The organism is Sandarakinorhabdus sp., assembly GCF_031422795.1.
GTDB lineage: Bacteria > Pseudomonadota > Alphaproteobacteria > Sphingomonadales > Sphingomonadaceae > Sandarakinorhabdus.
Map to the genome: position 1 here is coordinate 1 of NZ_JANPML010000368.1, position 21,440 is coordinate 21,440.

Annotated in this window: 20 protein-coding genes; 7 read left to right on the plus strand and 13 right to left on the minus strand. The window is 63.7% G+C overall.

Features of this window, described 5'->3' with window-relative positions; translation table 11 throughout:
- Positions 1-1,588 (plus strand): M1 family aminopeptidase (locus tag RMO81_RS12870; RefSeq protein ID WP_310476292.1); only part of this gene is annotated, 1,588 nt, incomplete at its 5' end.
- On the opposite strand, the gene RMO81_RS12875 is transcribed toward RMO81_RS12870, so the two are convergent.
- From RMO81_RS12875 to RMO81_RS12890, 4 genes are read right to left on the minus strand one after another with little or no spacing between them, the layout of a single operon-like run.
- The gene (locus RMO81_RS12875; protein WP_310476293.1) at positions 1,581-2,144 is read right to left on the minus strand and encodes a GNAT family N-acetyltransferase; all 564 of its coding nucleotides are present in this window, start codon (positions 2,142-2,144) and stop codon (positions 1,581-1,583) included. The genes RMO81_RS12870 and RMO81_RS12875 overlap by 8 nt on opposite strands.
- Positions 2,145-2,151: 7 nt before the next feature.
- The gene (locus RMO81_RS12880) at positions 2,152-3,363 is read right to left on the minus strand and encodes a DUF445 domain-containing protein (RefSeq protein WP_310476294.1); all 1,212 of its coding nucleotides are present in this window, start codon (positions 3,361-3,363) and stop codon (positions 2,152-2,154) included.
- 52 nt (positions 3,364-3,415) lie between these two features.
- Positions 3,416-6,493: an efflux RND transporter permease subunit gene (locus RMO81_RS12885; protein WP_310476295.1), complete on the minus strand. Its 3,078-nt coding sequence runs from the start codon at positions 6,491-6,493 to the stop codon at positions 3,416-3,418.
- A 21-nt stretch (positions 6,494-6,514) separates the two neighbouring features.
- Positions 6,515-7,708: an efflux RND transporter periplasmic adaptor subunit gene (locus RMO81_RS12890; protein ID WP_310476296.1), complete on the minus strand. Its 1,194-nt coding sequence runs from the start codon at positions 7,706-7,708 to the stop codon at positions 6,515-6,517.
- Positions 7,709-7,926: 218 nt separating this feature from the next.
- Between RMO81_RS12890 and RMO81_RS12895 the strand changes: the two genes are divergently transcribed.
- Entirely contained in the window at positions 7,927-8,637 is a 711-nt protein-coding gene (locus RMO81_RS12895) for an SIMPL domain-containing protein (protein WP_310476297.1), read from the plus strand.
- Positions 8,638-8,675: 38 nt separating this feature from the next.
- On the opposite strand, the gene RMO81_RS12900 is transcribed toward RMO81_RS12895, so the two are convergent.
- On the minus strand, positions 8,676-9,452 hold the full coding sequence (locus RMO81_RS12900) for an SDR family oxidoreductase (protein ID WP_310476298.1): 777 nt from the start codon (positions 9,450-9,452) through the stop codon (positions 8,676-8,678).
- A gap of 103 nt (positions 9,453-9,555) precedes the next feature.
- Here RMO81_RS12900 and RMO81_RS12905 point away from each other — a divergent pair, with 103 nt between their 5' ends.
- Complete coding sequence (locus tag RMO81_RS12905) at positions 9,556-10,776, plus strand: MFS transporter (protein WP_310476299.1); 1,221 nt, start codon at positions 9,556-9,558, stop codon at positions 10,774-10,776.
- 9 nt (positions 10,777-10,785) lie between these two features.
- Here the strand turns inward: RMO81_RS12905 and RMO81_RS12910 are convergent, their stop codons facing one another.
- From RMO81_RS12910 to RMO81_RS12935, 6 genes are all read right to left on the minus strand, one after another.
- Positions 10,786-11,550, minus strand: a complete 765-nt coding sequence (locus RMO81_RS12910) for a peptidase (RefSeq protein WP_310476300.1) — start codon at positions 11,548-11,550, stop codon at positions 10,786-10,788.
- Between the two features lie 91 nt (positions 11,551-11,641).
- Positions 11,642-12,505 carry a transglutaminase family protein gene (locus tag RMO81_RS12915; RefSeq protein ID WP_310476301.1) on the minus strand — a complete coding sequence of 288 codons (864 nt, stop codon included), beginning with the start codon at positions 12,503-12,505 and terminating at the stop codon, positions 11,642-11,644.
- An 8-nt stretch (positions 12,506-12,513) separates the two neighbouring features.
- Positions 12,514-13,455 carry an alpha-E domain-containing protein gene (locus RMO81_RS12920; RefSeq protein ID WP_310476302.1) on the minus strand — a complete coding sequence of 314 codons (942 nt, stop codon included), beginning with the start codon at positions 13,453-13,455 and terminating at the stop codon, positions 12,514-12,516.
- 4 nt (positions 13,456-13,459) lie between these two features.
- Positions 13,460-14,911: a circularly permuted type 2 ATP-grasp protein gene (locus RMO81_RS12925; protein ID WP_310476303.1), complete on the minus strand. Its 1,452-nt coding sequence runs from the start codon at positions 14,909-14,911 to the stop codon at positions 13,460-13,462.
- A 91-nt stretch (positions 14,912-15,002) separates the two neighbouring features.
- A complete protein-coding gene (gene radC, locus RMO81_RS12930; protein ID WP_310476304.1) occupies positions 15,003-15,683 on the minus strand; it encodes a RadC family protein in 681 nt (226 codons plus the stop codon).
- On the minus strand, positions 15,680-16,195 hold the full coding sequence (locus RMO81_RS12935; RefSeq protein WP_310476305.1) for a hypothetical protein: 516 nt from the start codon (positions 16,193-16,195) through the stop codon (positions 15,680-15,682). The genes radC and RMO81_RS12935 overlap by 4 nt, the downstream gene beginning before the upstream one ends.
- A 71-nt stretch (positions 16,196-16,266) precedes the next feature.
- Here RMO81_RS12935 and RMO81_RS12940 point away from each other — a divergent pair, with 71 nt between their 5' ends.
- A complete protein-coding gene (locus RMO81_RS12940) occupies positions 16,267-16,644 on the plus strand; it encodes a heavy metal-binding domain-containing protein (RefSeq protein ID WP_310476306.1) in 378 nt (125 codons plus the stop codon).
- A 19-nt stretch (positions 16,645-16,663) separates the two neighbouring features.
- Here RMO81_RS12940 and RMO81_RS12945 read toward each other — a convergent pair whose 3' ends face one another.
- Entirely contained in the window at positions 16,664-18,010 is a 1,347-nt protein-coding gene (locus tag RMO81_RS12945; RefSeq protein WP_310476307.1) for a hypothetical protein, read from the minus strand.
- A gap of 136 nt (positions 18,011-18,146) precedes the next feature.
- Between RMO81_RS12945 and RMO81_RS12950 the strand changes: the two genes are divergently transcribed.
- Positions 18,147-18,920, plus strand: a complete 774-nt coding sequence (locus RMO81_RS12950; RefSeq protein WP_310476308.1) for a Coq4 family protein — start codon at positions 18,147-18,149, stop codon at positions 18,918-18,920.
- Here the strand turns inward: RMO81_RS12950 and RMO81_RS12955 are convergent.
- Complete coding sequence (locus RMO81_RS12955) at positions 18,917-20,023, minus strand: amidohydrolase family protein (protein WP_310476309.1); 1,107 nt, start codon at positions 20,021-20,023, stop codon at positions 18,917-18,919. The two genes, RMO81_RS12950 and RMO81_RS12955, sit on opposite strands and share 4 nt — an antisense overlap.
- A 150-nt stretch (positions 20,024-20,173) precedes the next feature.
- Between RMO81_RS12955 and nthB the strand changes: the two genes are divergently transcribed.
- Positions 20,174-20,794 carry a nitrile hydratase subunit beta gene (gene nthB / locus RMO81_RS12960; RefSeq protein ID WP_310476310.1) on the plus strand — a complete coding sequence of 207 codons (621 nt, stop codon included), beginning with the start codon at positions 20,174-20,176 and terminating at the stop codon, positions 20,792-20,794.
- Complete coding sequence (gene nthA, locus RMO81_RS12965) at positions 20,791-21,366, plus strand: nitrile hydratase subunit alpha (protein ID WP_310476311.1); 576 nt, start codon at positions 20,791-20,793, stop codon at positions 21,364-21,366. The genes nthB and nthA overlap by 4 nt, the downstream gene beginning before the upstream one ends.
- Positions 21,367-21,440: the final 74 nt, after the last annotated feature.

A 21,440-nucleotide genomic window follows, 5' to 3' on the forward strand; every position in this document is an offset into this window, starting at 1 on the left:
GCTGGTGGTGCCCGGCACCCGTGTGGACCGCGATGATGCGCGCTTCAACTATCGCATCCTGCGCTTTGCCACGCCGCTGGCGCCCGGCGCGACCACCACGCTCGATTTTGCCACAAGGCGCTGGCACCGCGGCTTTCCGGCACGCGGGCAGGATCGCACGCTCATCGAAAATGGCACCTTCCTGAACAATAGTGATTTTGCGCCCGTCATCGGCATGAGCCGCGATGGTCTGCTCACTGATCGCATCACCCGGCGCAAGCGCGGCCTGACCGGTGAAGTGCGCCCGCCCAAGCTGGGCGATGCCTATGGCCAGGGCCGCAACGATCTGGGCAATGCGCCGTGGGTGACGAGCGATATCACCGTGATCACCGATGCCGATCAGACGGCGATCGCGCCGGGTGACAAGCTGTCAGACACGGTATCCGGCAATCGCCGCACGGCGCGTTTCGTGTCGAAAACGCCGATCCTGGCCTTCTTCTCGGTGCAATCGGCTCGCTATACCGAAGCCAAGGGGGAGGCGACGCTGGCCGACGGCCGCCGTATCCCGCTGTCGGTTTTCCACCACCCCGATCACGGCTGGAACGCGGCGCGCATGATCAGCGCCATGCAATCCAGCCTGAGCTATTATACAAAGAATTTCGGCCCGTATCAGTTCAACCATGTCCGGATCATTGAATTCCCGGCCTATGCTGAATTCGCGCAGGCCTTTGCCGGCACCGTGCCGTACAGCGAGGGCATCGGATTTTTGGCCAATGCCGCCGAAGCCGACAAGATCGATTACGTCACCTACATCACCGCGCACGAACTGGGGCACCAATATTGGGGCCACCAGATCGTGCCAACGGGCACGCAAGGCGCCACACTGGTGGTGGAAACCATGGCGCAATATTCGGCGCTGATGGTGATGAAGCAGCTCTATGGCCCCGACAAGATGCGGCGGTTCCTGAAGTATGAGCTGGACAATTACCTGCGCAACCGCGGCAACGAAGCTATCGAGGAGTTGCCGCTGCGTGAAGTCGAAAACCAGGGCTATATCCATTATCGCAAGGGCAGCGTGGTGCTGTATCTGCTGCAGGACAGGCTGGGCGAGGATCGGGTCAACGCCATGCTGGCCGGCCTGTTCACCCGCTATCGTTTCAGCGGGCCGCCCTACATGTCGCCGCAGGTGCTGGTCGATGGTTTCAAGGGCCTGGCCCGCACGCCCGAAGAACGGCAGCTGGTGAGCGATCTGCTGGAACGCATCACCGTTTTCGACCTGAAGGCGACGACGGCCACCACGCGCAAACTGCCCGATGGCCGCTGGGAAACCCGGCTGACCGTTGATGCCGCCAAATATTACGCCGACGGCAAGGGCGTGGAGAAGGCCGCAGCCCTGGCCGATTCAATCGACGTGGGCCTGTTCACGGCCAAACCGGGGCAGGGAGCCTTCAACCAGAAGGACGTGCTGCTGATGACGCGCCTGCCCATCAAGTCCGGCCCGCAGACGCTGGTGCTGATTAGCAAGGCCAAACCAAGCGTGGCCGGCATCGATCCCTACAGCAAATATGTCGATCGCAATGCAGACGACAATCTGAAGGATATCAGCTGAGCCGTTCGGCCCAATGGGGCGCCAGCGGGCCAGCGGCAAAGGCCGCCCGATCGAGGGCGTAGAGCAGGTGGGTGACCGGCCCGGTGGAAAGCTGGGCGGTCATCTGCCGATCGGTCAGCGTTGCGCCGATCCGGCTCACGGCGGTGCGGCTGCGGATGTTGGTTTCGCCGATCAGAAACACCACCTGTTCAAAGGTTTGGAGCGCGTGGCCGACCATCAACGCCTTCATCACGTGGTTGCTGCGGCTGCCCCAATGGCGGCGCACGAGGAAGGTCCAGCCCACTTCCACTTCGTCGGGTTCGACACGAGCGAAATCAAACCGCGACGAACCGATGATGCTGCCGCTTTCGGGCTCTTGCGCCACCAGCATGCCGCCGCTGGCCAGGCCATCCTCGAAAAAGGCGCGGAACACCGGTTCCTGCCAGCGATCATTGGCGGGGTGGCCTTCCCAGATGCCGGGATCGCTGGCAGCGGCAGCCAGTGCCGGCCAGTCATCCGCCATGGCGGGACGCAGGCTCAGGGTCGGGTGGGCGAGGTGGGGCTGACGGTCGAACATGGCGGCTTCAGTGCGGCAGCAGCGCGAACCGTGCAACGCCATAAATGGCAAGGCCGATGCAGCCGCCGATCAGCGTGCCGTTGATGCGGATGAACTGCAGGTCGCGGCCCACCGCCTGTTCCACCTTGTCGGTGACGGTATCGGCATCCCAGCCGCGCACGGTTTCGGATACCAGTTTCACGATCTCGTCACCATGGGTCTTGGCCAGGCCAGCGACGGCGCGGCGCAAAGCGGCATTCAGCCCGGCCTTCAGCTCTGCATCATCTTCGATGCGGGTGCCCAGCGCCGTCAACGTGCCGCCCAGCCGGTTGCCACCGGGGTCGGTCAGGCTGCTGGCCAGTGCGCTGCGTGCGGCATCCCACAGGCCCTGCACCCAGCTGCTCATCGCCGGATTGGCCAGCAGGTCATCCTTGAAGCCTTCCACCCGGTCCTGGGATTCCGGGAAATGGCGCAGATCGAAGGTCCATTGCTTGAAGGCTTCCACCAGGCGCTGGCGCACCGGGTGCCTTGGGTCGTGCTTGATCTCCACCAGCAGGCGCTGCACCGAACTGATCATCGTGTCTGACAGGCTTTCATCGGCGCCGGCCAGCCGCAGCAGCCAGTTGGTGCGTTCTGCCACCTTGCCGCGAATATTCGGGGCCTCGTCAACGATGGTTGCCAGCCCCCATTCCACCGCTGCATCGATCAGCAGTTCGTGGCGGCCGCCGGCCACCAGCGTGTCCACCGCATCGGCGATGATCGGAGACAATTGCATGGCTTGCAGCCGGCCGCGCGCCAGATCCTCCACGGCCTTGGCGATGGACGGATCATCCAGCCCATCGACCAACTGGCCGATGAGCGGCGCGATGCCCTTCTTGCGGTTCGGGCCGCCACTGGCACCGGCTGCGGGTGGTGCCGCCAGCCAGCGCGCCAGGCCGCCAGCCAGATCGGCATCGTCAAGCCGCCGCGCCACCACGCGGGGCTGCAGGAAATTTTCCTTCAGGAATTGGGCCAGCGTATCGCCCAGCCGGTCCTTCTGCTGCGGGATGATGGCGGTGTGCGGGATCGGCAGGCCCAGCGGATGACGGAACAGCGCGGTGACGGCAAACCAGTCGGCCAAGCCGCCCACCATCGCGGCTTCGGTGAAGGCCATCACCCACGGCACCGCCGGATGTGCTTTGGGAAATATCAGGCAGACGATGAAAATCACGGCCATCGCTGCCAGCAGCAGCGTCGCCATCAGGCGCATCCGGTGAAAGGGCGATTCCGGCAGCAGGCTGTTCAGGATGATCTTACTCCGCAGGCGAGACGCCGGGAAGCTTATCAGCCTCTTCGTTGTTGGTGAACCACCGCTTCATGCGCGGTGCCAGCCACTCTTCCACCGAAACGGCAATGGAAAAGCCTGCGGGCACGATGATCAGCGTCAGCGCTGTCGACACGATCAGGCCGCCGATTACCACGATGCCCATCGGCGCGCGCCACGAACCATCGCCGCCCAGCGCCAGCGCCACCGGCATCATGCCAGCGACCATGGCGACCGTGGTCATCACGATCGGCTGCACGCGCTTGTGACCGGCTTCCAGGATCGCTTCCAGCTTGGGCACACCCTTTTCCATTTCCTCGATGGCCATATCGACCAGCAGGATGCTGTTCTTGGCAACAATGCCCAGCAACATCAGCATGCCGATGAACACCGGCATGGAAATGGCATTGCCGGTTAGGCCGATGGCCATCAGGCCGCCCAGCGGCGCCAGCAACAGCGACATCATGTTGACGAACGGCGGCAGCACTCGTTTGTAGAGCAGCACCAGCACCGCAAACACCATCACCACCCCGGCAATCACGGCCAGGATGAAATTCTGGACCAGTTCGCCCATCCACTTCTGCATGCCCAGCTGCACGGTTTCCACGCCCGAGGGCAGGTTTTGCAGGCTAGGCAGCTTGTTGACCTTGGTCTGAATATCGCCCGACAGCAGGCCCGGCGCCAGATCGGCCCCGATCAGGATGCGGCGCTGCTGGTTGAAGCGGCGGATTTCGGTGGGGCCGGCACCAAAGCTGATTTCAGCAACCACTTTCAGCGGCACGGTACCGCCGCGGCTGGTGGGCACCGGCAGGTTTTCGATGGTCGAAAGATTGCGCCGGGCGCCTTCCGACAGCGCGACCCGGATCGGGATCTGGCGATCGGCAACGCTGAACTTGGCAACATTCTGATCGATGTCACCCAAGGTGGCGATACGGATGGTTTCCGACAGCGCCGCTGTCGTCACACCGATTTCGGCCGCCAGATCAAGCCGCGGCTTGATGGTGATTTCCGGCCGCTGCAGGCCGCCATCGATGCGGGCCTGGCGCAATTCCGGCATGGCGCGCATGTCCTGCACCACCTTCTGGGCGGCGCGTTCCAGCACGACCGGATCATTGCCGGTGAGCGTGATGCCAATCGGGCGACCGCCGGGCGGGCCGTCCTGCTGGCTGGCAAAGCCGATGCGGGCATCAGGGATCGCCGCCAGCTTGGGCGCCATCGAGCGCTCCCATTCGATGCGGTGCATCGTGCGTGATTTCTTGAGCGTCAGATAGATATTGCCGCCGCCCACATCGACATCGGCAAAGGCCAACGCCAGTTCCGGCGAGCTTTCGACCACGGCCACGGCCTTGTCGACAATGGCTTCGGTCTGCGCCAGCGTGACGCCGGGCGGCAGGGAGATGGACACCTGGCTGTCGTCATTGTCAACGTCGGGCTGGAAGGTCATCGGCAGCAACACGAACAGCGCCACGGTGCCTGCCAGGGCGGCGCCGCCGATGCCGAACACCGTCTTCATGCGGTTGGCCAGCGCCCAGCCAAGGATGCGCATATAGCTGTCGATCCACTTGGCAGTGCCATGCTCGGTCTGGCCGTCGCTTTTCAGGAAATAGGCCGCCAGCATCGGCGTGATCAGCCGCGCAACGGCCAAGCTGATCAGCACCGAAACCGCCACGGTGGCTCCAAAATTCTTGAAGAACTGGCCGGAAATGCCGGGCATCAGGGCGACGGGCAGAAACACCGCGACAATCGACATGGTGGTGGCGACCACGGCGAGACCGATTTCATCGGCCGCGTCCATCGATGCCTGCCAGGCGGATTTGCCCATGCGCATGTGGCGCACGATGTTTTCGATTTCCACGATGGCATCATCGACCAGCACACCAGCAACAAGGCTGAGCGCCAGCAGCGACAGCTGGTTGAGCGAAAAGCCCAGCCAGGCATCGAGGAACCAGAAAGTGGGAATGGCCGACAGCGGGATGGCCAGCGCCGAGATCACCGTGGCGCGCCAATCGCGCAGGAACAACCACACCACCAGCACGGCCAGAATAGCGCCTTCGATCATGGCGTCGATGGCGCCATGATATTGGTTCTTGGTATATTCCACCGAGGTGAAGATCAGTCGAAAGCTGATCTTGGGGTTCTGGGCCCGCAGCTTGTCGATTTCAATCAGCGCCGCATCGTAAACCGTGACGTCAGACGAACCCTTGGCCTTGGCGAGGCTGAAGCTGAGCACCTGACGGCCACCCAGCTTGGAGATGGAGCGTTGTTCAGCATAGGCGTCGCGCACGTCGGCGATGTCGCCAAGGCGAATGTTGCGGCCCTGGCCCAGATTGATCTGGGTTTCAGCCAGTCCAATGGCGTTGCGGGCATTGCCCAGCACGCGCACCGATTGTTCGGCGCCGGCGATTTCAGCACGGCCACCGGCCGCATTCAGATTGACCTGACGCAGCTGGGCGTTGACCTGGCTTGCCGTCACGCCATAGGCCTGCATACGATCGGGATCGAGCACAACGCGGATTTCGCGGCTGACCCCGCCAGCGCGGCGCACCTGGGCCATGCCGGGGATGCCGAGCAGGCGCTTGGCCACGGTATTGTCCACGAACCAGCTGAGTTCTTCCAGCGTCATCGCGGTTGATTCAACCGAGAAATAGGCAATCGGCCCGCCGGCCATGTCGAGCCGGTTGACCTGCGGCTGCAAGATGCCCTGCGGCAGATCGGAACGGATGTTGGCAACGGCGTCGCGCACATCGTTGACCGCGCGATCGATCGGCGTGCCGATGGCAAACTGCACCATGGTGCGGCTGTTGCCTTCCGACACGAAGCTGTTGACTTCATCGACACCGGTGATGTTGCGCACCGCCGCTTCGACACGCTGGGTAACCTGGTTTTCCAGCTCTTCCGGCGCTGCACCGGGCTGGGCCACGATGATCTGTGCGCCGGGGAATTCAATATCTGGCTGGTTGTTGATGTCCATCGCCCGGAACGACAAGATGCCCACCAGCATCAGCAGGGTGAACAGCACCAGTGGCGGAACCGGGTTCTTGATCGACCAGGCAGAAATATTGCGCATTGCTTGCGGGTCCTGTCGAAATCAGCGGGCGGCAGCAGCGAGCACGGGCTTGATCTTGTCGCCCGGCTTCAGGAAGGCGCCGGCGCTGGCCACCACCTTTTCCGTGCCGGTCAAACCCGATGCAATACCCACACCGGCGTCGCTGATCGCGCCGATGCTGATGCTGCGGCGTTCGACCTTGTCATCCTTGCCCAGCACATAGACGAAATTACCCTGAACGTCGGCCAGCACGGCCGATTGCGGCAGCAGCGGCCGGGTGGTTTCGCCGCCTTCGATGCGGGCGCGGGCAAAGGCGCCGACGCGCAGACCGGGCGCATAATCCAACTGGATGCGCACCACGCCCTGGCGGTTTGCCGGATCGATGACCGGATCGATCAGCCACACCTTGCCCCTGAAACCCTCGGTGGCGCCCACCGGCGTGACAATGGCCGACATGCCGGGCTTCAGCCGGGCCAGATCCTGTTCGGCCACCTGCGCGCGCATTTCCAGCGCACCGCCTTCGGCAAGCCGGAACAGAGCACCGGTGCCGGGGCCGACCACCTGGCCGGTTTCGATGTTGCGCGCCAGGATCAGGCCAGCAGCCGGCGCCCGCACGTCAAGCCGTTCGGCACGTTCACGCGCCGCACCCAACTGAGCGCGGGCAACGCCAACACGGGCCAGCGCGCCATCACGGGAGGCGATGCGCTGATCAATGTCGGCGCGGCTGATGAAGCCCTTGGCCACCAGCGATTCAGCGCGCGCCAGATTGGCCTGCGCCAGCCGGGCTTCGGCTTCAGCCTGACGCACGCCTGCGGATAATTGCGCGATTTCCTGCACTTGCACCTGGGCGTCGATCTGCGCCAGCACCTGGCCCGCCGCAACGCGCTGGCCGGGTTCCACCGTCACGCGCACAACGCGGCCGCCTTCGCCCTGCACGCCCACGGCGGCATCACGCTTGGCGGCGATGCTGCCCGGCGCGATGATGGCATCGGCCAGCATGGTGGTGCCGGGCACCAGCACGGTCACTTCCGGAAAACTGCTGGTTTGCGCCACAGGCGGCGCAGCCGACGGGCCAAAGGCTTTCCAGCCGGCCACGCCTGCCAACGCCACGGCAAGCGCAATCAGGCCTGGCTTCAGCCAGCGATTGCGACCACCTGTCGGGGCCTCGGCCTCGCCGGGCGGAAAAGCATAAACCGCCGCTTCCGCAGGCGAGGGAACATTATTGTGCGCGTTCATCGTCATGAGTCCTCTACGGCGGTGTATTATCGAAATACATCACCGCGTGCAAGTGCTTTCCAATACCGCAAGTCCGTGTTTGCAAAAAGGGAAATTTGAGTGTCACTCGGTGCCGCGACGCCGCAGCCGAATATTGTGGTCAGGTCGATTTTGCGGGTGACGCGGCGGCAGCGCTGGGCCATCATCCCGGTTCAAGTCTGCTCAAAAGGACGCTGTTGATGCGCCGAACCCTGCTGTTGCTTGCCAGCCCGCTGCTGCTCACGGTCGCCGCTGCGGCGCAAGACCGTCCCATGCCTTCCACCATGCTCAGTCTCACGGCCAGCGCCGATGTGGCGCGAGCGCCCGATCAACTGCGCCTGACCGCCGGCGTGCTCACCAATGGCGCCAGCGCGGCTGATGCCATGGCGGCCAACAGCACGCGGATGAATGCCGTGCTCGCGGCCTTGCAAACGGCCGGAATCGCAACCCGCGATGTGCAGACCACCGGCCTCAGTCTCAGCCCGCAATATCGCTATCTGCCCGAACAGCCGCCCATCCTGACCGGATATCAGGCCCGCAACAGCATCAGCATCCGCACCGGCAAGTTGAGCGAGGCTGGCCGGCTGATCGATGCCGTCATCAAGGCCGGGGCCAACGAAGTGCAGGGCCCGGAATTCACCCTGGCCAACCCCGATGCCGCACTGGATGACGCCCGCCGGGCCGCCGTTGCCAAGGCGCGAGCGCGGGCCGAACTTTATGCCAGGGCCGCCGGCATGACAGTGAAACGCATCGTCAGCATTGCCGAGGGTAGCAACATGGCAGACCCGGGCCCGCGTCCGATGCTGCAAGCCGCCATGGCCGAAGCGGCTGATGCGCCGCCCGTGCAGCCCGGCGAACTGGCCCTGTCGGCCAGCGTGACGGTCAGCTTTGAACTGGAGCCGAGGCCGTAACCAGCGGCCAACGCTTTCACGACCGCCGCTGAGCGGACTCAGGCCGCCGTTACCCCGCCATCAATCACGAAATTCTGGCCGGTGGTGAAGGCCCCGGCCTTGCCGGCGAGGAACACCGCCATGCCGGCGATTTCATCGGGCACACCGATACGCTGCAGCGGCGCGGTGGCGGTGGAGCGCTTCAAGGTTTCGGCATCGTCCCACAGTGCCTTGGCAAAATCGGTCTTGATAAGGCCGGGCGCAATGCAGTTCACGCGCACATTGTCAGGCCCATATTCACAGGCGAGGTTGCGGGCGAGCTGCATGTCGGCGGCCTTGGAGATGCAATAGGCGCCGATGATGGTCGATCCGCGCAGGCCACCGATCGAGCTGACGATGGTGATGGTGCCATCCTTGCGGGCGCGCATCGCCGGGGCGACCATCGAGATCAGCCAATGGTTGGACACGATATTGTTCTGCAGGATCTTGGTGAAGGCTTCATCGCTGATGCCGGCCTGCGGGCCATAATAGGGGTTGCTGGCGGCGTTGCAGACGAGGTGATCGATCTGGCCCCATTTGGCGACCGTGGCATCGACAAGGGCCTGAAGGCTTTCCTTGCTGGCAATATTGGCCGGCACGCTGATGGCGGCTTCGCGGCCCACGGCGGCGTTGATCTCGTCCCGCGCGGCTTTGCATACGTCGGCCTTGCGGCTGGAAATGACGACATTGGCGCCATGTTCGGCCATGCGGTGAGCGATGGCTTTGCCGATGCCGCGGCTGGAGCCGGTGATGAGGGCGGTCTGCCCGGTCAGATCAAAGAGCGCCGGAAGGGCCATGATATTGTCTCCCCAGTGGTGATTTCGAGCAGCTTAGGCCGGCTTGCAGGCGAATGTCACGCCGCACAGATGACAGGTTCACGACAGCCTGCCATCAAACGTCATGGCCGAATCATCCGACGCGAAACTCAGCTCCAATGGCGTGCGTGCCACCTTGCTGTCCTGTCTGTTCTTTGCCGGCTTTGGCGCGCTGATCCCGCATCTGCCGACCTGGCTCGATTCAGCCCAGGGTTTCACCGGCGTGCAGATCAGCCTGGTGCTGACCATTGGCGGCCTGTCGCGCATCATCATCGGGCCAATCACTGCGGCGTGGGCCGCTGGCCAGGCTGACAAACGCGCGCCGCTGTTCCTGTTCGCCTTCCTGCTCAGTGTCGGCTTTGGCGCGCTGTGGTTCGTCGAAGGTTTCTGGCCGGTGTTTGCCATCATCCTGTTGATGGATGTTGGTTTCTGGGGGCTGTTGCCCGCCGTGGAGGCCGCGCTGATCCGGCTGACCAAGACCGGGCTGCCGCCTTACGGCTTCGCGCGTGGCCTTGCTTCGGCGGCGTTCATCGTCGGTTCGTCCAGCGTGGGCGCGTTGGTCACCGATTTCGGGCCGTGGGCGATCTGGGCCTGGCTGCTGGGTGTGTCGATCACGCTGATCGGTGCCGCGTTCGTGATGCCCAGGGAGCCTGTGCTGGGCAACGAGGAAGGTGATTTCATCGGTCGCCTGAAGGAAGGCGTTGGCCTGCTGAAAAATCGCCGTTTTGCCCTGCTGATCTTTGCCGCCGGCATCCTGCAAGCCACCCATGGCTATTTTTACGGCTTTGGTGTGCTGATCTGGACGAAGGATCAGGCGATCTCGCAAACGGTGGCCGGCAATCTCTGGTCAGTCGGGGTGGCGGTGGAAGTGCTGTTCCTGATGTTCCTGGGCGGTTGGTCGAGCAAATTTGCGTCGGAAACATTGATCCTGGTGGGCGCCATCGCCTGCATCATCCGATGGACGGCAATGGCCTTCCTGCCGCCCGAAATCCTGCTGTGGCCGTTGCAGGTGCTGCACGCCGGCACGTTTGCAGCGGTGTTCCTTGGCGCGATGCGGCTGGTCAATCAGATGATGGGCGATGAACAGACGGCGACCGCGCAGATGATCTACATGGCGCTGGCGTCGGCCCCGGCGCAGGCCTTCACCACCTTCGTGTCGGGTTATCTGTATGACGCGCTGGTGGCGGATGGCGATGCCGCGTTGGGCTATCTGGCGATGACGGGGGTGAGCGTCGTCGGTCTGGTGCTGTCGCTCATGTTGTGGGTGACACGCGAAAAGCCGGGAACGCAGCTGGCAACGACCTGATTCTGGCGCCTAACTGCGCAATTCCTGTTCCGGTTGGCTGGCATATTGTGGCAGCGGGATGGCAGCAGCAGCAGCGCGCAGGGCGTTGCTCCAGCGATTGTTGAGCTCACTGTAATATTCATCGTCCACCTCGATGCGATGGATCAGTTCCAGATCGGAAACGCCGCTGCGGATGCTGGCGATATCGACCGGCAGGCCGACGGCCAGATTTGACCGCATGGTGGCGCTGAACGAGATCAGCGCGATCTTCAGCGCTTCGGCCATCGGCGTTTCATAGGTGACCATGCGATCCAGCACCGGCTTGCCATATTTGGTCTCGCCAATCTGCAGGAACGGCGTATCGGCCTGGCACTCGATGAAATTGCCAGCGCCATAGATCTGAAACAGGCGCGGCCGCCGCCCGCCGATGCTGCCGGCCAGCAGCAGGGTCGCATCGGTGTAGACATCGTCGTCCTTCACCACCCGGTCAATCTCGGCCTTGGCATCCGAAAGCGCCTGGCCCACCAGTTGCGCGGCGCGAAACACGGTCGGCACGTCGGCCAGCGTCTCTTTCTCGCCGGTGTCGGGCATCACCACGCCCAGCGCCACGCGGCTGAGCGCGCTTTGCGTGACAGACAGCGATCCAGCCGACGCGCACATGATCACGCGTTCGGGCCCATGCTCCATCACGCGCAGCTTGCGATAGGTGGAGATGTTGTCGACCCCGGCATTGGTGCGGGTATCGGCCATCAACACCAGGCCTTCGCGCACAAGAATGCCGATGCAATAGGTCATGGTTGGTTCCGCAGCCTGAGTTTTGTTGAACAAGTCTGCACCGGCAGCTGGCCAGCGGCAAGAATTTCAATGGCCCAGATTGCCCTGGTTGTCAGCTCTGGCTTTGCATCTGGCTGTTCAGTTGGCCAAGGCCGGGGTGCTGGCCGCCGGCCTGGCCAGTCGCCTGAGTGGTGACGGCCACATTCATGGTTTCAATGCCGCCGCCGCGCCGGGCGCCGCGAATGGGGGCGGCATCGCGATAATCGAGGCCGACCGCAACCCGCAGATAGGCTTCGGTCGCGCACATGCCGTTGGTGGGATCAAAGGCCACCCAGCCCAGATCGGGGATCAGCGCTTCGGCCCAGGCATGGGCAGCGGGCTGGGTGATAAAGCCATCGCCGCGCACCAGATGACCCGAAACATAGCGCGCCGGGATACCGATGCAGCGCGCCACGCTCAGGAAGATATGGGCATAATCCTGGCACACGCCGGCGCGGATGGCGAAGGCATGGGCGGCATCGCTGTGGGCGTGGGTAACATCGGCATCAAAGGTCATGCTGTCGTACAACAGCCCGGTCAGCCGATGGCAGCTGGCCAGCGCATCGCCGGTATCAAGCTGGCGGGCGAGGGCCTTGATGGCGTCGTCGGGCACGGTCAGTTCGGTCTGGCGCAGATAAACAATGGCCGGCAGCCGTTCATGGCAACCGGTGAGCACGCCGTGGCTTTCGATCGTGTCCACTTCGCCGGTCACGTGCACGGCCATGCGCTGCACCGGGCCATCAGGGTAGAACATGTGGGTGGTATTGCCAAAAGCGTCTTCACCACGCTTCAGATGGCCATCAACCTCGGTTTCGATGCGCCAGTGCACGACATGTTGGCCATCATGCCCGGCCGGCTGCACGCGCAGCAGTTGCAGGACGTCGCTGGCAGCCTGAGCATATTCATAGATAGTGGAATAATCGACCCGGATACGCATGGCGGCTTTCAGAAAAGATATTGTTCGGCAATGGCTTCGCCAAGTCGATTGTTGTCGGCGATGAACTTGGTCAGAAATTCGTGCAGGCCCGTTGCAAAGATCGCATCGATGTTGCCATTGGCCAGCCTGGCATGGCCGGTGCTGGCCAACCGGTGCGCCGGGCCGCGGCGACCGCTGTGGCTGGCGAGCAGATCCAGCTGGCGCAGGATCTCGTCATAGCAGGAAGCGAGGCTGCGCGGGATCTGGCGGTTGCAGATCAGCAGATCGGCGACCAGCCACGGCTTCACGCTGTCGTTATAAACCCAGCGATAGGCGGTCATCGCCGATACGGTGCGCAGGATGGTGGTCCACTGGAAATAGTCGAGGCTGCCGCCCACCGGCTCGTCGCGCGGCAACAGCAGGTGATATTTCACATCCAGCAGCCGGGCCGAATTGTCGGCGCGTTCGATGGCAGCGCCCAGATTGGTGAACCAGAAGGAATCAGATCGCAGCATGGTGCGATAATTGGCGCCATCAAAGGCCGCGATGGCGTGCTTCACATATTCGATCAACTGCGCCAGCGTCTCGCGACTGGAAAGATGCGTGCCATAGCGGCTGACCTCCAGCCAGGCGGTGTTGATCGCTTCCCAGCCTTCCTCGGTCATCGCGGTGCGCACGGCCCGCGCATTGTTGCGCGCGGCTTCAAGGCAGCAGCGGATGGAAGAACTGTTGGAGGCGTTCAGCGTGAGATACTCGGTCACCTCATACTCGCCGACAGGCAAACCGGTGGCGGCAAAGCCATCAACCTGGCAGGCGGCAGCGAGCGCCGATTCCCAGGCGTTGGACGCGCCGCCATAAGAGGAGGGCAGGGCGGCCAGCCGCTGCGTTGCCTCGATCAGGCGCGCGGTGAAGTCGGCGCGCTCCAGATAGCGCCCGATCCAGAAGAGGTTGCCCGCGGTGCGGCTCAGCATGTCATCATCCGTCGATGATCCACGTGTCTTTGGTGCCGCCGCCCTGGCTGGAGTTCACCACCAGTGATCCTGCTGTCATGGCCACGCGGGTCAGGCCGCCCGGCACGATGCGCACGCCATCTGCACCGGTCAGCACGAACGGGCGCAGATCGACATGGCGGGCGGCAACGCCGCTTTCGATGGCGGTGGGGCAGGTGGAAAGCGCCAGCGTTGGCTGGGCGATGAATTTTTCCGGATTGGCCTTCAGCTTGGCGGCAAAGGCGGCGATGGTGGTTTTGGATGCGTGCGGGCCAACCAGCATGCCATAGCCGCCAGAGCCATCGACTTCCTTCACCACCAGTTCGGCCAAGTGATCGAGCACATACATCAAAGCTTCGGGTTCGCGGCAGCGCCAGGTCGGCACATTGGCCAATATGGGTTCTTCGCCGGTGTAGAAACGCACGATGTCGGGCATGTAGCTATAGATCGCCTTGTCATCAGCGATGCCGGTGCCAACCGCGTTGGCCAGCGTGACATTGCCGGCGGCATAGGCCGACATCAGGCCGGGCACGCCCAGCATCGATGTCGGGTTGAACAGCAGCGGATCCAGAAATTCATCATCGAGGCGGCGGTAGATCACATCCACGCGCTGCGGGCCTTCGGTGGTGCGCATGAACACGATATCGTCGCGCACGAACAGGTCGCTGCCTTCCACCAGTTCGATGCCCAATTTGTCGGCCAGGAAGCTGTGTTCGTAAAAGGCGCTGTTGAACTGGCCGGGCGTGAGCAGCACGCAGGTGGGATGGCTGCCGCGCTGTTTGCGGGGGGACACGCTGGCCAGGGTTTCCAGCAGTTTTTCCGGATAGGTCTCGACCGGGGCGACCTTTACCTGGTCAAACAGCTCCGGCACCAGCTTCAGCATCACCTCGCGGTTTTCCAGCATGTAGGAAACGCCAGACGGGGTGCGGGCATTATCCTCCAGCACGAAGAATTCATCGGGGCCGGTGCGCACCAGATCGATGCCGGCGATATGCACCCACACGCCACCAGGCGGGCTGCGGCCGACCATGTGCAGGCAAAACGCCGGGTTCATCAGCACCAGTTCGGCTGGCACGATGCCGGCCTTCAATATCTCCTGCGCGCCATAAACATCGGCGAGGAACATGTTGAGCGCCTGCACCCGTTGTTTCAGGCCGCGCTCCAGCCGTTCCCATTCGGTCCGTGTGATGATGCGCGGCACGATGTCGAACGGGATCAGCCGCTCGGTGGCCTGCGCGTCGCCATAAACGGCAAAGGTGATGCCGATACGGCGGAAAAACAGCTCGGCCTGGGCGCGGCGGGCGGCCATCAATTCCGGTGGGGAGTCGGCCATCCACTGCCGGATGGCGCGATAGGCCGCAGTGACGCCGTCGGGAGACTGGCTGTTATAACCGTCCCCGATCCCGAACATCTCGTCAAAGGCCGGTATGGCCTGCATTGCCCCTCCACGCGTCAAACTCGAAATCTTTGTGCGAACTGATGGGGCCGGGCGCAAGGATATTATTGCGTCGGTGTCAGATCAAACCCATTTAAATCAAACCCTGCGCCCGCATCGAAACATGGCCTGTGGCGCCGATAATCACATGATCATGCACGGTCAGGCCCAGATGGCGACCAGCCTCGATGATGGCCTTGGTCATCTGGATATCGTCGCGGCTGGGCTGCGGATCGCCCGATGGGTGGTTGTGCACCAGCACCATCGATGCCGCGCCCAGATCGAGCGCGCGTTTGACGATCTCGCGCGGATACACCGGCGCGGCATTCACCGTGCCATCGTTCATCACCTCGTCGCGGATCATCACGTTGCGGTTGTTGAGGAAGATAACGCGGAACTGCTCGGTGGGCCGATGCGCGAGGCTGGCGTGGAGATAATCGAGCAGGGCCTGCCAGCCGCTCAGCACCGGGCGATCAAGCGCGCGCGTGCGCAAGGATCGCAGCATCACCGCCTCGACAAACTTGATCGCCGCTGCTGCCCCGTCGCCCAGACCGTCGACGCGTTTCAATTCCTCCGGCGTTGCAGCGATCAGCGCGGCCAGACTGCCGAACTCGTCGATCAGTCGCTTGGCCAGCGGCTTGGTGTCCTGCCGCGGGATGGCCAGCGCCAGCAGATATTCCATCAGCTCATAATCATGAAAGCCATCACCGCCACCGGCGAGCAGGCGTTGGCGCAGCCGTTCGCGGTGCCCGGACGCGGTGGGCGTGTCGCTCATGGGGCAGCGATGGGCACGTCTGCGCCCAGCACGGCCTCAACGATGTGGCCGGCTTTCAGGCGGGCATTGTTGCCGCGGGCGAACGGCCCCCAAGGGGTCAACGCGGCCGTCACCATCACCATTTGCAACGCGCCGGAACGGCCCTTGTTGGCGATGACCGCGGTTGGCGCCGGCGCAATCGGCACCGGGCCGCCAGCCGTATCGAGATGCAGCAGCCTGGTTTCCAGCGCGCCGGCCCGCCCAGCCATGCCGCTGCTGCGGGCAGAGACGACCTCGCCCCAGGCCTTGGAACCGCGCGGAATGACCACGCGCCCGTCGACCGCGACAGGGGCATCGACGACCATCAGGAAACGGTCGCCGGGTTTGGCGTTGCGGGTGCTGACTTCATTCCACACCATCAGCCGCAACGCTGTGCCCGCCTTGGCAGACGCAGCCGCGGCCACTGGCGCCAGTTCGGGCGGTGGCGAGGCGGGCTGCAGCAGCAACGCAAAAACGAACGGGATCAGCATCATGGCAGATTGCATCCTGCCAAAGCCTCTGCCAAGTCCTGTTTGCCGGCCTATGGCGATTTGGGGAGTTCCACATGAACAAAAACTGGTCGATCGCATTGAGTTTTTCGGCCCTGTTGCTGGCCTCGCCCGTCGTCGCCAAGGATGCGCCAAAGGCATTTGTTGTGGTCAACGAAAGCGTCGGTGTCCCCGTGTTTCCCGGTGACATCAGCGACCGGCCCTATGATGTGGTGGGCGAAGTGACGGCCGGCGTGCGCAAGGCCACCATCTTCAGCAAGGAAGCCAGCCAGACCAAGGTTTACAAGGAATTGTGGGAACGCGCTGAAAAGCTGGGCGCTGATGCGGTGATCAACGCCAAATATGGCGACAGCCATGTGACAGCGATGAGCTGGGGCAAGACCAATGCCACTGGTACCGCCGTCAAGTTCAAACCAGCCACCCCGACACCCTGATGCGGTTCTGCGGCCCGGCTCAGCTCGGGTCGCAATCCTCCGCCTTCTTGCGGCGGCCGAGCAGACCGCCCATCACGCCGCCCAGTGCATCGCCGGCCGTTGGGCGGTCGCTGCATTTCGGCTTGCTGCGCGGGCGGTTGCCGCGGCGCGGGCGATCGTCATCGTCGCCGCCGTCCATCATTTCGGCCATGTTCATGCCCGCTGGCCCGCCGGCGCGCGCCACAAAGCGCGCCTTCACCGCATATTGCTGATCCCAGGCGATTTTCGGATCAGCAGGGCGGGGCGGGAACAGGAAATTCTCCTCTGGCCCGTGTGCCACCAGGCTCACCAGCCCATTCGGCGCGGCGGCCGTCACCTCCTTGGGGATGCTGCACGTCGTTTGGGTGGGGGCCATCAGCTGCCTGGTGCCAACCAATCGCGCCGCTTCGGCCGGGGCGATATAGTCACCCAGAGCGGAGATGAAGGTTTGGCTTTCAGAGGAAGACCAGAACACCATGGTGGCGCCTTTCGACGGATCCTCACCTTCGCCGCCGATGAAGCTGGCGAAATGGCCGGTCGCTGCTGGCAACGGGTTCCAGCTCATGGCGATGGCACCCGAAGGCGCTTTCTTCTGATCAAGGTTCAGCGCGCCCATGAAGTCCTTGCTCAGGCTGAACTGGATATCAGGGATGTAATTGCCCGTTACCCCGTGGTCGCCGATCAGGCTGGCGCTGGCCGGCACACCCTGGCGGCTGGCGCGATCATCGTTGGGCCAATGGCCATAGCTTGGCCAACTGCCTGCCGTCGGCCCGCGCGCAATCCGCACCCGTTCGCCGGCAAACAAATTGGGCGGGATCTGCCCAGCGGCCAGCCTGGCGAAATCGATGATCACCGGCTGGCCCGACCGCGCCGTGTCCCCGCAGCCCCAGAAGATCAGCACGCGGCCCTTGGGCGGCTCGAAATCCGGTTCGTCGCGGCCCGGCTCCACCGGCGCGCGCTGCGGGCTCTTCAGGAACAATTGGTCGCCCATGTTCATGCCCGCCGGGATCAGGTGGCTTGCCAGCGGCGGCGGCGCGTTCACCGGCAATTTGCCGCCCAGATCAAGGCTGAGCGATTTGGCCATGGCGCCGGGCTGCTGGCCGCCCATCGCCATGCGCATCATGTCACCCGGATTGGGCGGGCTGCCGCCAAACATGCCAAAGCCGGTCGTGGTCTGCGCCGATAGCCAATAGACGGCCTTGGGCGGGATCACCTTCTGCACGTTGGCGGCCGGCTTGGCGGCCGGCTTGGGTGGGGGCTTGCGGTTCTGGCCCTGTGCCGCCACCGGCACCAGAATCGTTGCCGCCGTAATGGCCGCCATTGTCAGCATCAGGATGCGCCGCATCATCCGTTCCCCACGCTTGTTCAGATGGCCCCAGTGTATCAGGCTGGCTCGCCACGCCAACTCCGCAGCAATGCCTATCTTGCTTGTTGTCGCTCGATTGCCATGACAAGCTCTGGAAAGATCGTTTCGGGAGGATGCCATGCACCAGGTGGACCGCGTATTCGGGGAAAAATTCCTCACCGCCGTCGATGATTTCTATCGCTATGGCGTGCACCTGCTGTTCAACGAATGGTGGGAATCCGCCCCGCAAAACACGATCGACAAATATGTGGCGGCGATCACCGAGCATCCCGAGCACGGGCCTTTGGCGGCCGCCGCGTGGATGGCGCCGGATTTCAGCCTGGCGATGGTCGCAGATTGCGCGCCCGGCACGCTGGGCGCGGCCTGGCGGGAGCATATGGTGGCCAACGGCCTGGCCGAAAAACTCGCCGCCGGATATGCCGAGCTGACGGCGGATTTCGAAGCCAGTGGCAAGCTCGCCCGCCTGCCCGACGTGATGAAATACAAGGTGCTGCGCGGGTATCAGACGCATGATCTGCACCATGTCCTCACCGGCTATACCACCCACCCGTTCCACGAACTCGCGCTGCAAGCCTTCCAGCTGGCGCAGATGGACTATCCCTATTCGGCGATGACCCTGTCCGTCATCATCAGCCACGCGACGCTGGTTGATCCCTGGCTGATCCAGCCGGCGATGGACGCCATCACCGACGGCTGGGCGCTGGGCCGCCGATCAAGATCCATCCAGTTCATCGATTTTGAAAACCAGATCCACCGTCCTTTGCTGGATGTGCAGGCCGAATATCGCTTGCTGCGGGACGCGCCGTTCGTGCCGATGACGCCGCGCGTGTCCGAACTGGTGGCGCAGGAACTGGTGGTGCAGGAAAAGATGCGGGAAGGGGTGGCGGCCTAATCGGCCAGCAGCAGTTCGGCATTGCCGACAAAAAAGCCTTCCAGCGTCTTCTCGCCCAGCGGGCTGATGTCGGCGGCCATGATGCCGATCGGATCGGTGCCGCCTTCGGGGTGCGGGAAATCGGTGGAGAAGGCATAGATTTCCGGCATGCCATAACGTTCGATCTGGCGCGCCGTCTTTTCAAAAAAGAAGGGAGTCACCCGGATCTGATCGGTGAAAATCTGGGTGGGGCGGCGGCTCAGCGCGCTGCGCACCCGGCCGGAAATGTCCATCCGGTGCTCCAGGAAATCCAGGAACGGCCCGACCCAGGTGGCGCCGAGTTCGATAATGCCCACCCGCAAGCCGGGATGGCGTTCAAACACCCCGCCAAAGATCATGCAGGTGAGGTAATTCTGCACCGAAAGATGCATGGTCGCCAGCATGTGCGGGCCCACTGGCTCACCGGTCGAGAAAGTGCCGGGCTTGAGCAGATCGGCATTCTGCCACACATCGCTGCCGAAAAAGCCCTGTTGGCCGCCAATGTGGAACGTCACCGCCACTCCGTGCCTTGCCAGCAGCGCCCATAGCGGATCACATTCGGGCGCTGCCGGCGAAAATCCGCCCGGCGCCACGCCATCCTGAATGAACACGGCGCGCGCTCCGCCATCAATCACCCGTTCCGCCTCGGCAATCGCGCCGGCGATGGTCGTCATGTTGAGCAGCGCGGTCGGTCGCAGCCGGCCCTTGCCGGCCTTGGTCCAGCGGATCACGGCGTCATTATATTCGCGCAGCACCAGGCCGGCTTCGGGCGCGTCTGACCAGGCCGGGATCGCCAGCACCACCTGCGGGAAGATCAGCTGTCGATCGATGCCCATCAGGTCCATCGTCGCCAGTCGCCCCTCAACGGTCGAAGCCCCTGGCGCGGCCGAGCCCTTCTTGTGCCAGATCGACTTGCGGTCGCGTTCCGGTTCTTCGGTGTCGTCGAAAAATTTGTTGCCGATGAACATCGCGCCCATCCGCGCCGTCGCCTCGCCAAACACCTCGCCCCATTGCGACACCGCCACTTGCAAATGGCTGTCCAGATCATTGATGCGGCCATGCACGGGGGCAAGGATGGTGGTCATCGGAACGAATCTCCAAATCGAGAGTGCATCGAAACCTCTCACGCGCCGTACGCATGCGCAATGCTGCAGGCTGGGCCGCAACGGCTGTCTTCCCGCCTGATTCTCCGTTAGGCTTGCGGCTTGAGCGAGACTTGGCCGGGACACGCACTGATGGATGGTATTCACGATCTGGCCGGTGTGCAGGGCTTTGGCGCCATCGAGGTCGAAGCCGATGAGCCGGTGTTTCACGCCCCATGGCAAGCGCAGACGTTTCAGCTGCTGATGTGCCTCAACCGCTTTGGCATCAATGCCGACGAGTATCGCCATTCTGTCGAACGCATGGAACCCGCCCACTATCTCGCCGTGCACTATTACGAGCGGCAGCTCACCGGGATCTCCACCCTGCTGGTCGAAGCCGGCACTGTGTCCCACGCCGATCTGGAAGCCCGCGCCGGTGGCCGTTATCCGCTGGCCCGGCCGGTCGCCGCCGATCCGGTGGTGCCCACCACACCGCAGCCAGAGCCGCGCTTTGGCGTGGGCGACACAGTGATCGTGCGCAACATCAGCCCGGCCGGCCACAGCCGCACACCGCGTTCGGTGCGCGGCCGGCGCGGCACCGTTCTGCACGTCGCGCCGCGCTTTGGCCTGCCCGATGTGTCCGCCCATGGCGGCGTTCACCGCCCCGAACATAGCTATCACGTCGAATTCGCCGCCGCCGATCTGTGGCCCGACGCGCTCGGCCACAGCGTGGTGGTCGACATCTGGGACAGCCATCTGGAGCCCGCCCAATGACCGCAACAGCCTCCCCCGCCGCCCGCACCACAGCGCTGCTGGGCGCGCTTGCCGACAAGGATCTGCTTGACCCGGCAATGCTGGGCCAGATCGAAGCCATGGTGGAAAGCTGGCGCCCACAAAACGGCGCACACGTGGTGGCGCGGGCGTGGACCGATCCGGCCTACCGCGCCCGCCTGGTCGCCGATGGCACGGCGGCCTGCGCCGAATTGGGCTATGGCGGGCCACAGGGCGAGTATATCGTGGTGCTGGAAAACACGCCCACCCTGCACAATGTCGTGGTCTGCACCCTGTGTTCCTGCACGCCCTGGCCGATCATGGGCCTGCCGCGCGACTGGTACAAAAGCCCCGCCTACCGCTCCCGCATCACCCGTGAACCGCAGGCCGTGCTGCGCGAAATGGGGCTGGACCTGCCCGCCGATGTAAAACTGCGGGTGTGGGATACCACCGCCGAAACCCGCTACATGGTGCTGCCGATGCGCCCGGCCGGCACGGAGGCTTACAGCGAGGCCGAACTGGCGGCGCTGGTCACCTATGAAACAATGGTGGGTGTCGCGCTGCCAACCGTCTGACATACTCCCCCCAATCGTCGCTTTGGCCGTCGAACCCCGGGGGAAAGAACAATGCAGGATTTTGCAGGCAGGAT

Bases quoted from the DNA above. Each gene is read 5' to 3' on its own strand.
- RMO81_RS12875 (WP_310476293.1), bottom strand. From the start codon at position 2,144: ATGTTCGACCGTCAGCCCCACCTCGCCCACCCGACCCTGAGCCTGCGT.
- RMO81_RS12880 (WP_310476294.1), bottom strand. From the start codon at position 3,363: ATGGCGACGCTGCTGCTGGCAGCGATGGCCGTGATTTTCATCGTCTGC.
- RMO81_RS12885 (WP_310476295.1), bottom strand. From the start codon at position 6,493: ATGCGCAATATTTCTGCCTGGTCGATCAAGAACCCGGTTCCGCCACTG.
- RMO81_RS12890 (WP_310476296.1), bottom strand. From the start codon at position 7,708: ATGAACGCGCACAATAATGTTCCCTCGCCTGCGGAAGCGGCGGTTTAT.
- RMO81_RS12895 (WP_310476297.1), top strand. From the start codon at position 7,927: ATGCGCCGAACCCTGCTGTTGCTTGCCAGCCCGCTGCTGCTCACGGTC.
- RMO81_RS12900 (WP_310476298.1), bottom strand. From the start codon at position 9,452: ATGGCCCTTCCGGCGCTCTTTGATCTGACCGGGCAGACCGCCCTCATC.
- RMO81_RS12905 (WP_310476299.1), top strand. From the start codon at position 9,556: ATGGCCGAATCATCCGACGCGAAACTCAGCTCCAATGGCGTGCGTGCC.
- RMO81_RS12910 (WP_310476300.1), bottom strand. From the start codon at position 11,550: ATGACCTATTGCATCGGCATTCTTGTGCGCGAAGGCCTGGTGTTGATG.
- RMO81_RS12915 (WP_310476301.1), bottom strand. From the start codon at position 12,505: ATGCGTATCCGGGTCGATTATTCCACTATCTATGAATATGCTCAGGCT.
- RMO81_RS12920 (WP_310476302.1), bottom strand. From the start codon at position 13,455: ATGCTGAGCCGCACCGCGGGCAACCTCTTCTGGATCGGGCGCTATCTG.
- RMO81_RS12925 (WP_310476303.1), bottom strand. From the start codon at position 14,911: ATGCAGGCCATACCGGCCTTTGACGAGATGTTCGGGATCGGGGACGGT.
- radC (WP_310476304.1), bottom strand. From the start codon at position 15,683: ATGAGCGACACGCCCACCGCGTCCGGGCACCGCGAACGGCTGCGCCAA.
- RMO81_RS12935 (WP_310476305.1), bottom strand. From the start codon at position 16,195: ATGATGCTGATCCCGTTCGTTTTTGCGTTGCTGCTGCAGCCCGCCTCG.
- RMO81_RS12940 (WP_310476306.1), top strand. From the start codon at position 16,267: ATGAACAAAAACTGGTCGATCGCATTGAGTTTTTCGGCCCTGTTGCTG.
- RMO81_RS12945 (WP_310476307.1), bottom strand. From the start codon at position 18,010: ATGATGCGGCGCATCCTGATGCTGACAATGGCGGCCATTACGGCGGCA.
- RMO81_RS12950 (WP_310476308.1), top strand. From the start codon at position 18,147: ATGCACCAGGTGGACCGCGTATTCGGGGAAAAATTCCTCACCGCCGTC.
- RMO81_RS12955 (WP_310476309.1), bottom strand. From the start codon at position 20,023: ATGACCACCATCCTTGCCCCCGTGCATGGCCGCATCAATGATCTGGAC.
- nthB (WP_310476310.1), top strand. From the start codon at position 20,174: ATGGATGGTATTCACGATCTGGCCGGTGTGCAGGGCTTTGGCGCCATC.
- nthA (WP_310476311.1), top strand. From the start codon at position 20,791: ATGACCGCAACAGCCTCCCCCGCCGCCCGCACCACAGCGCTGCTGGGC.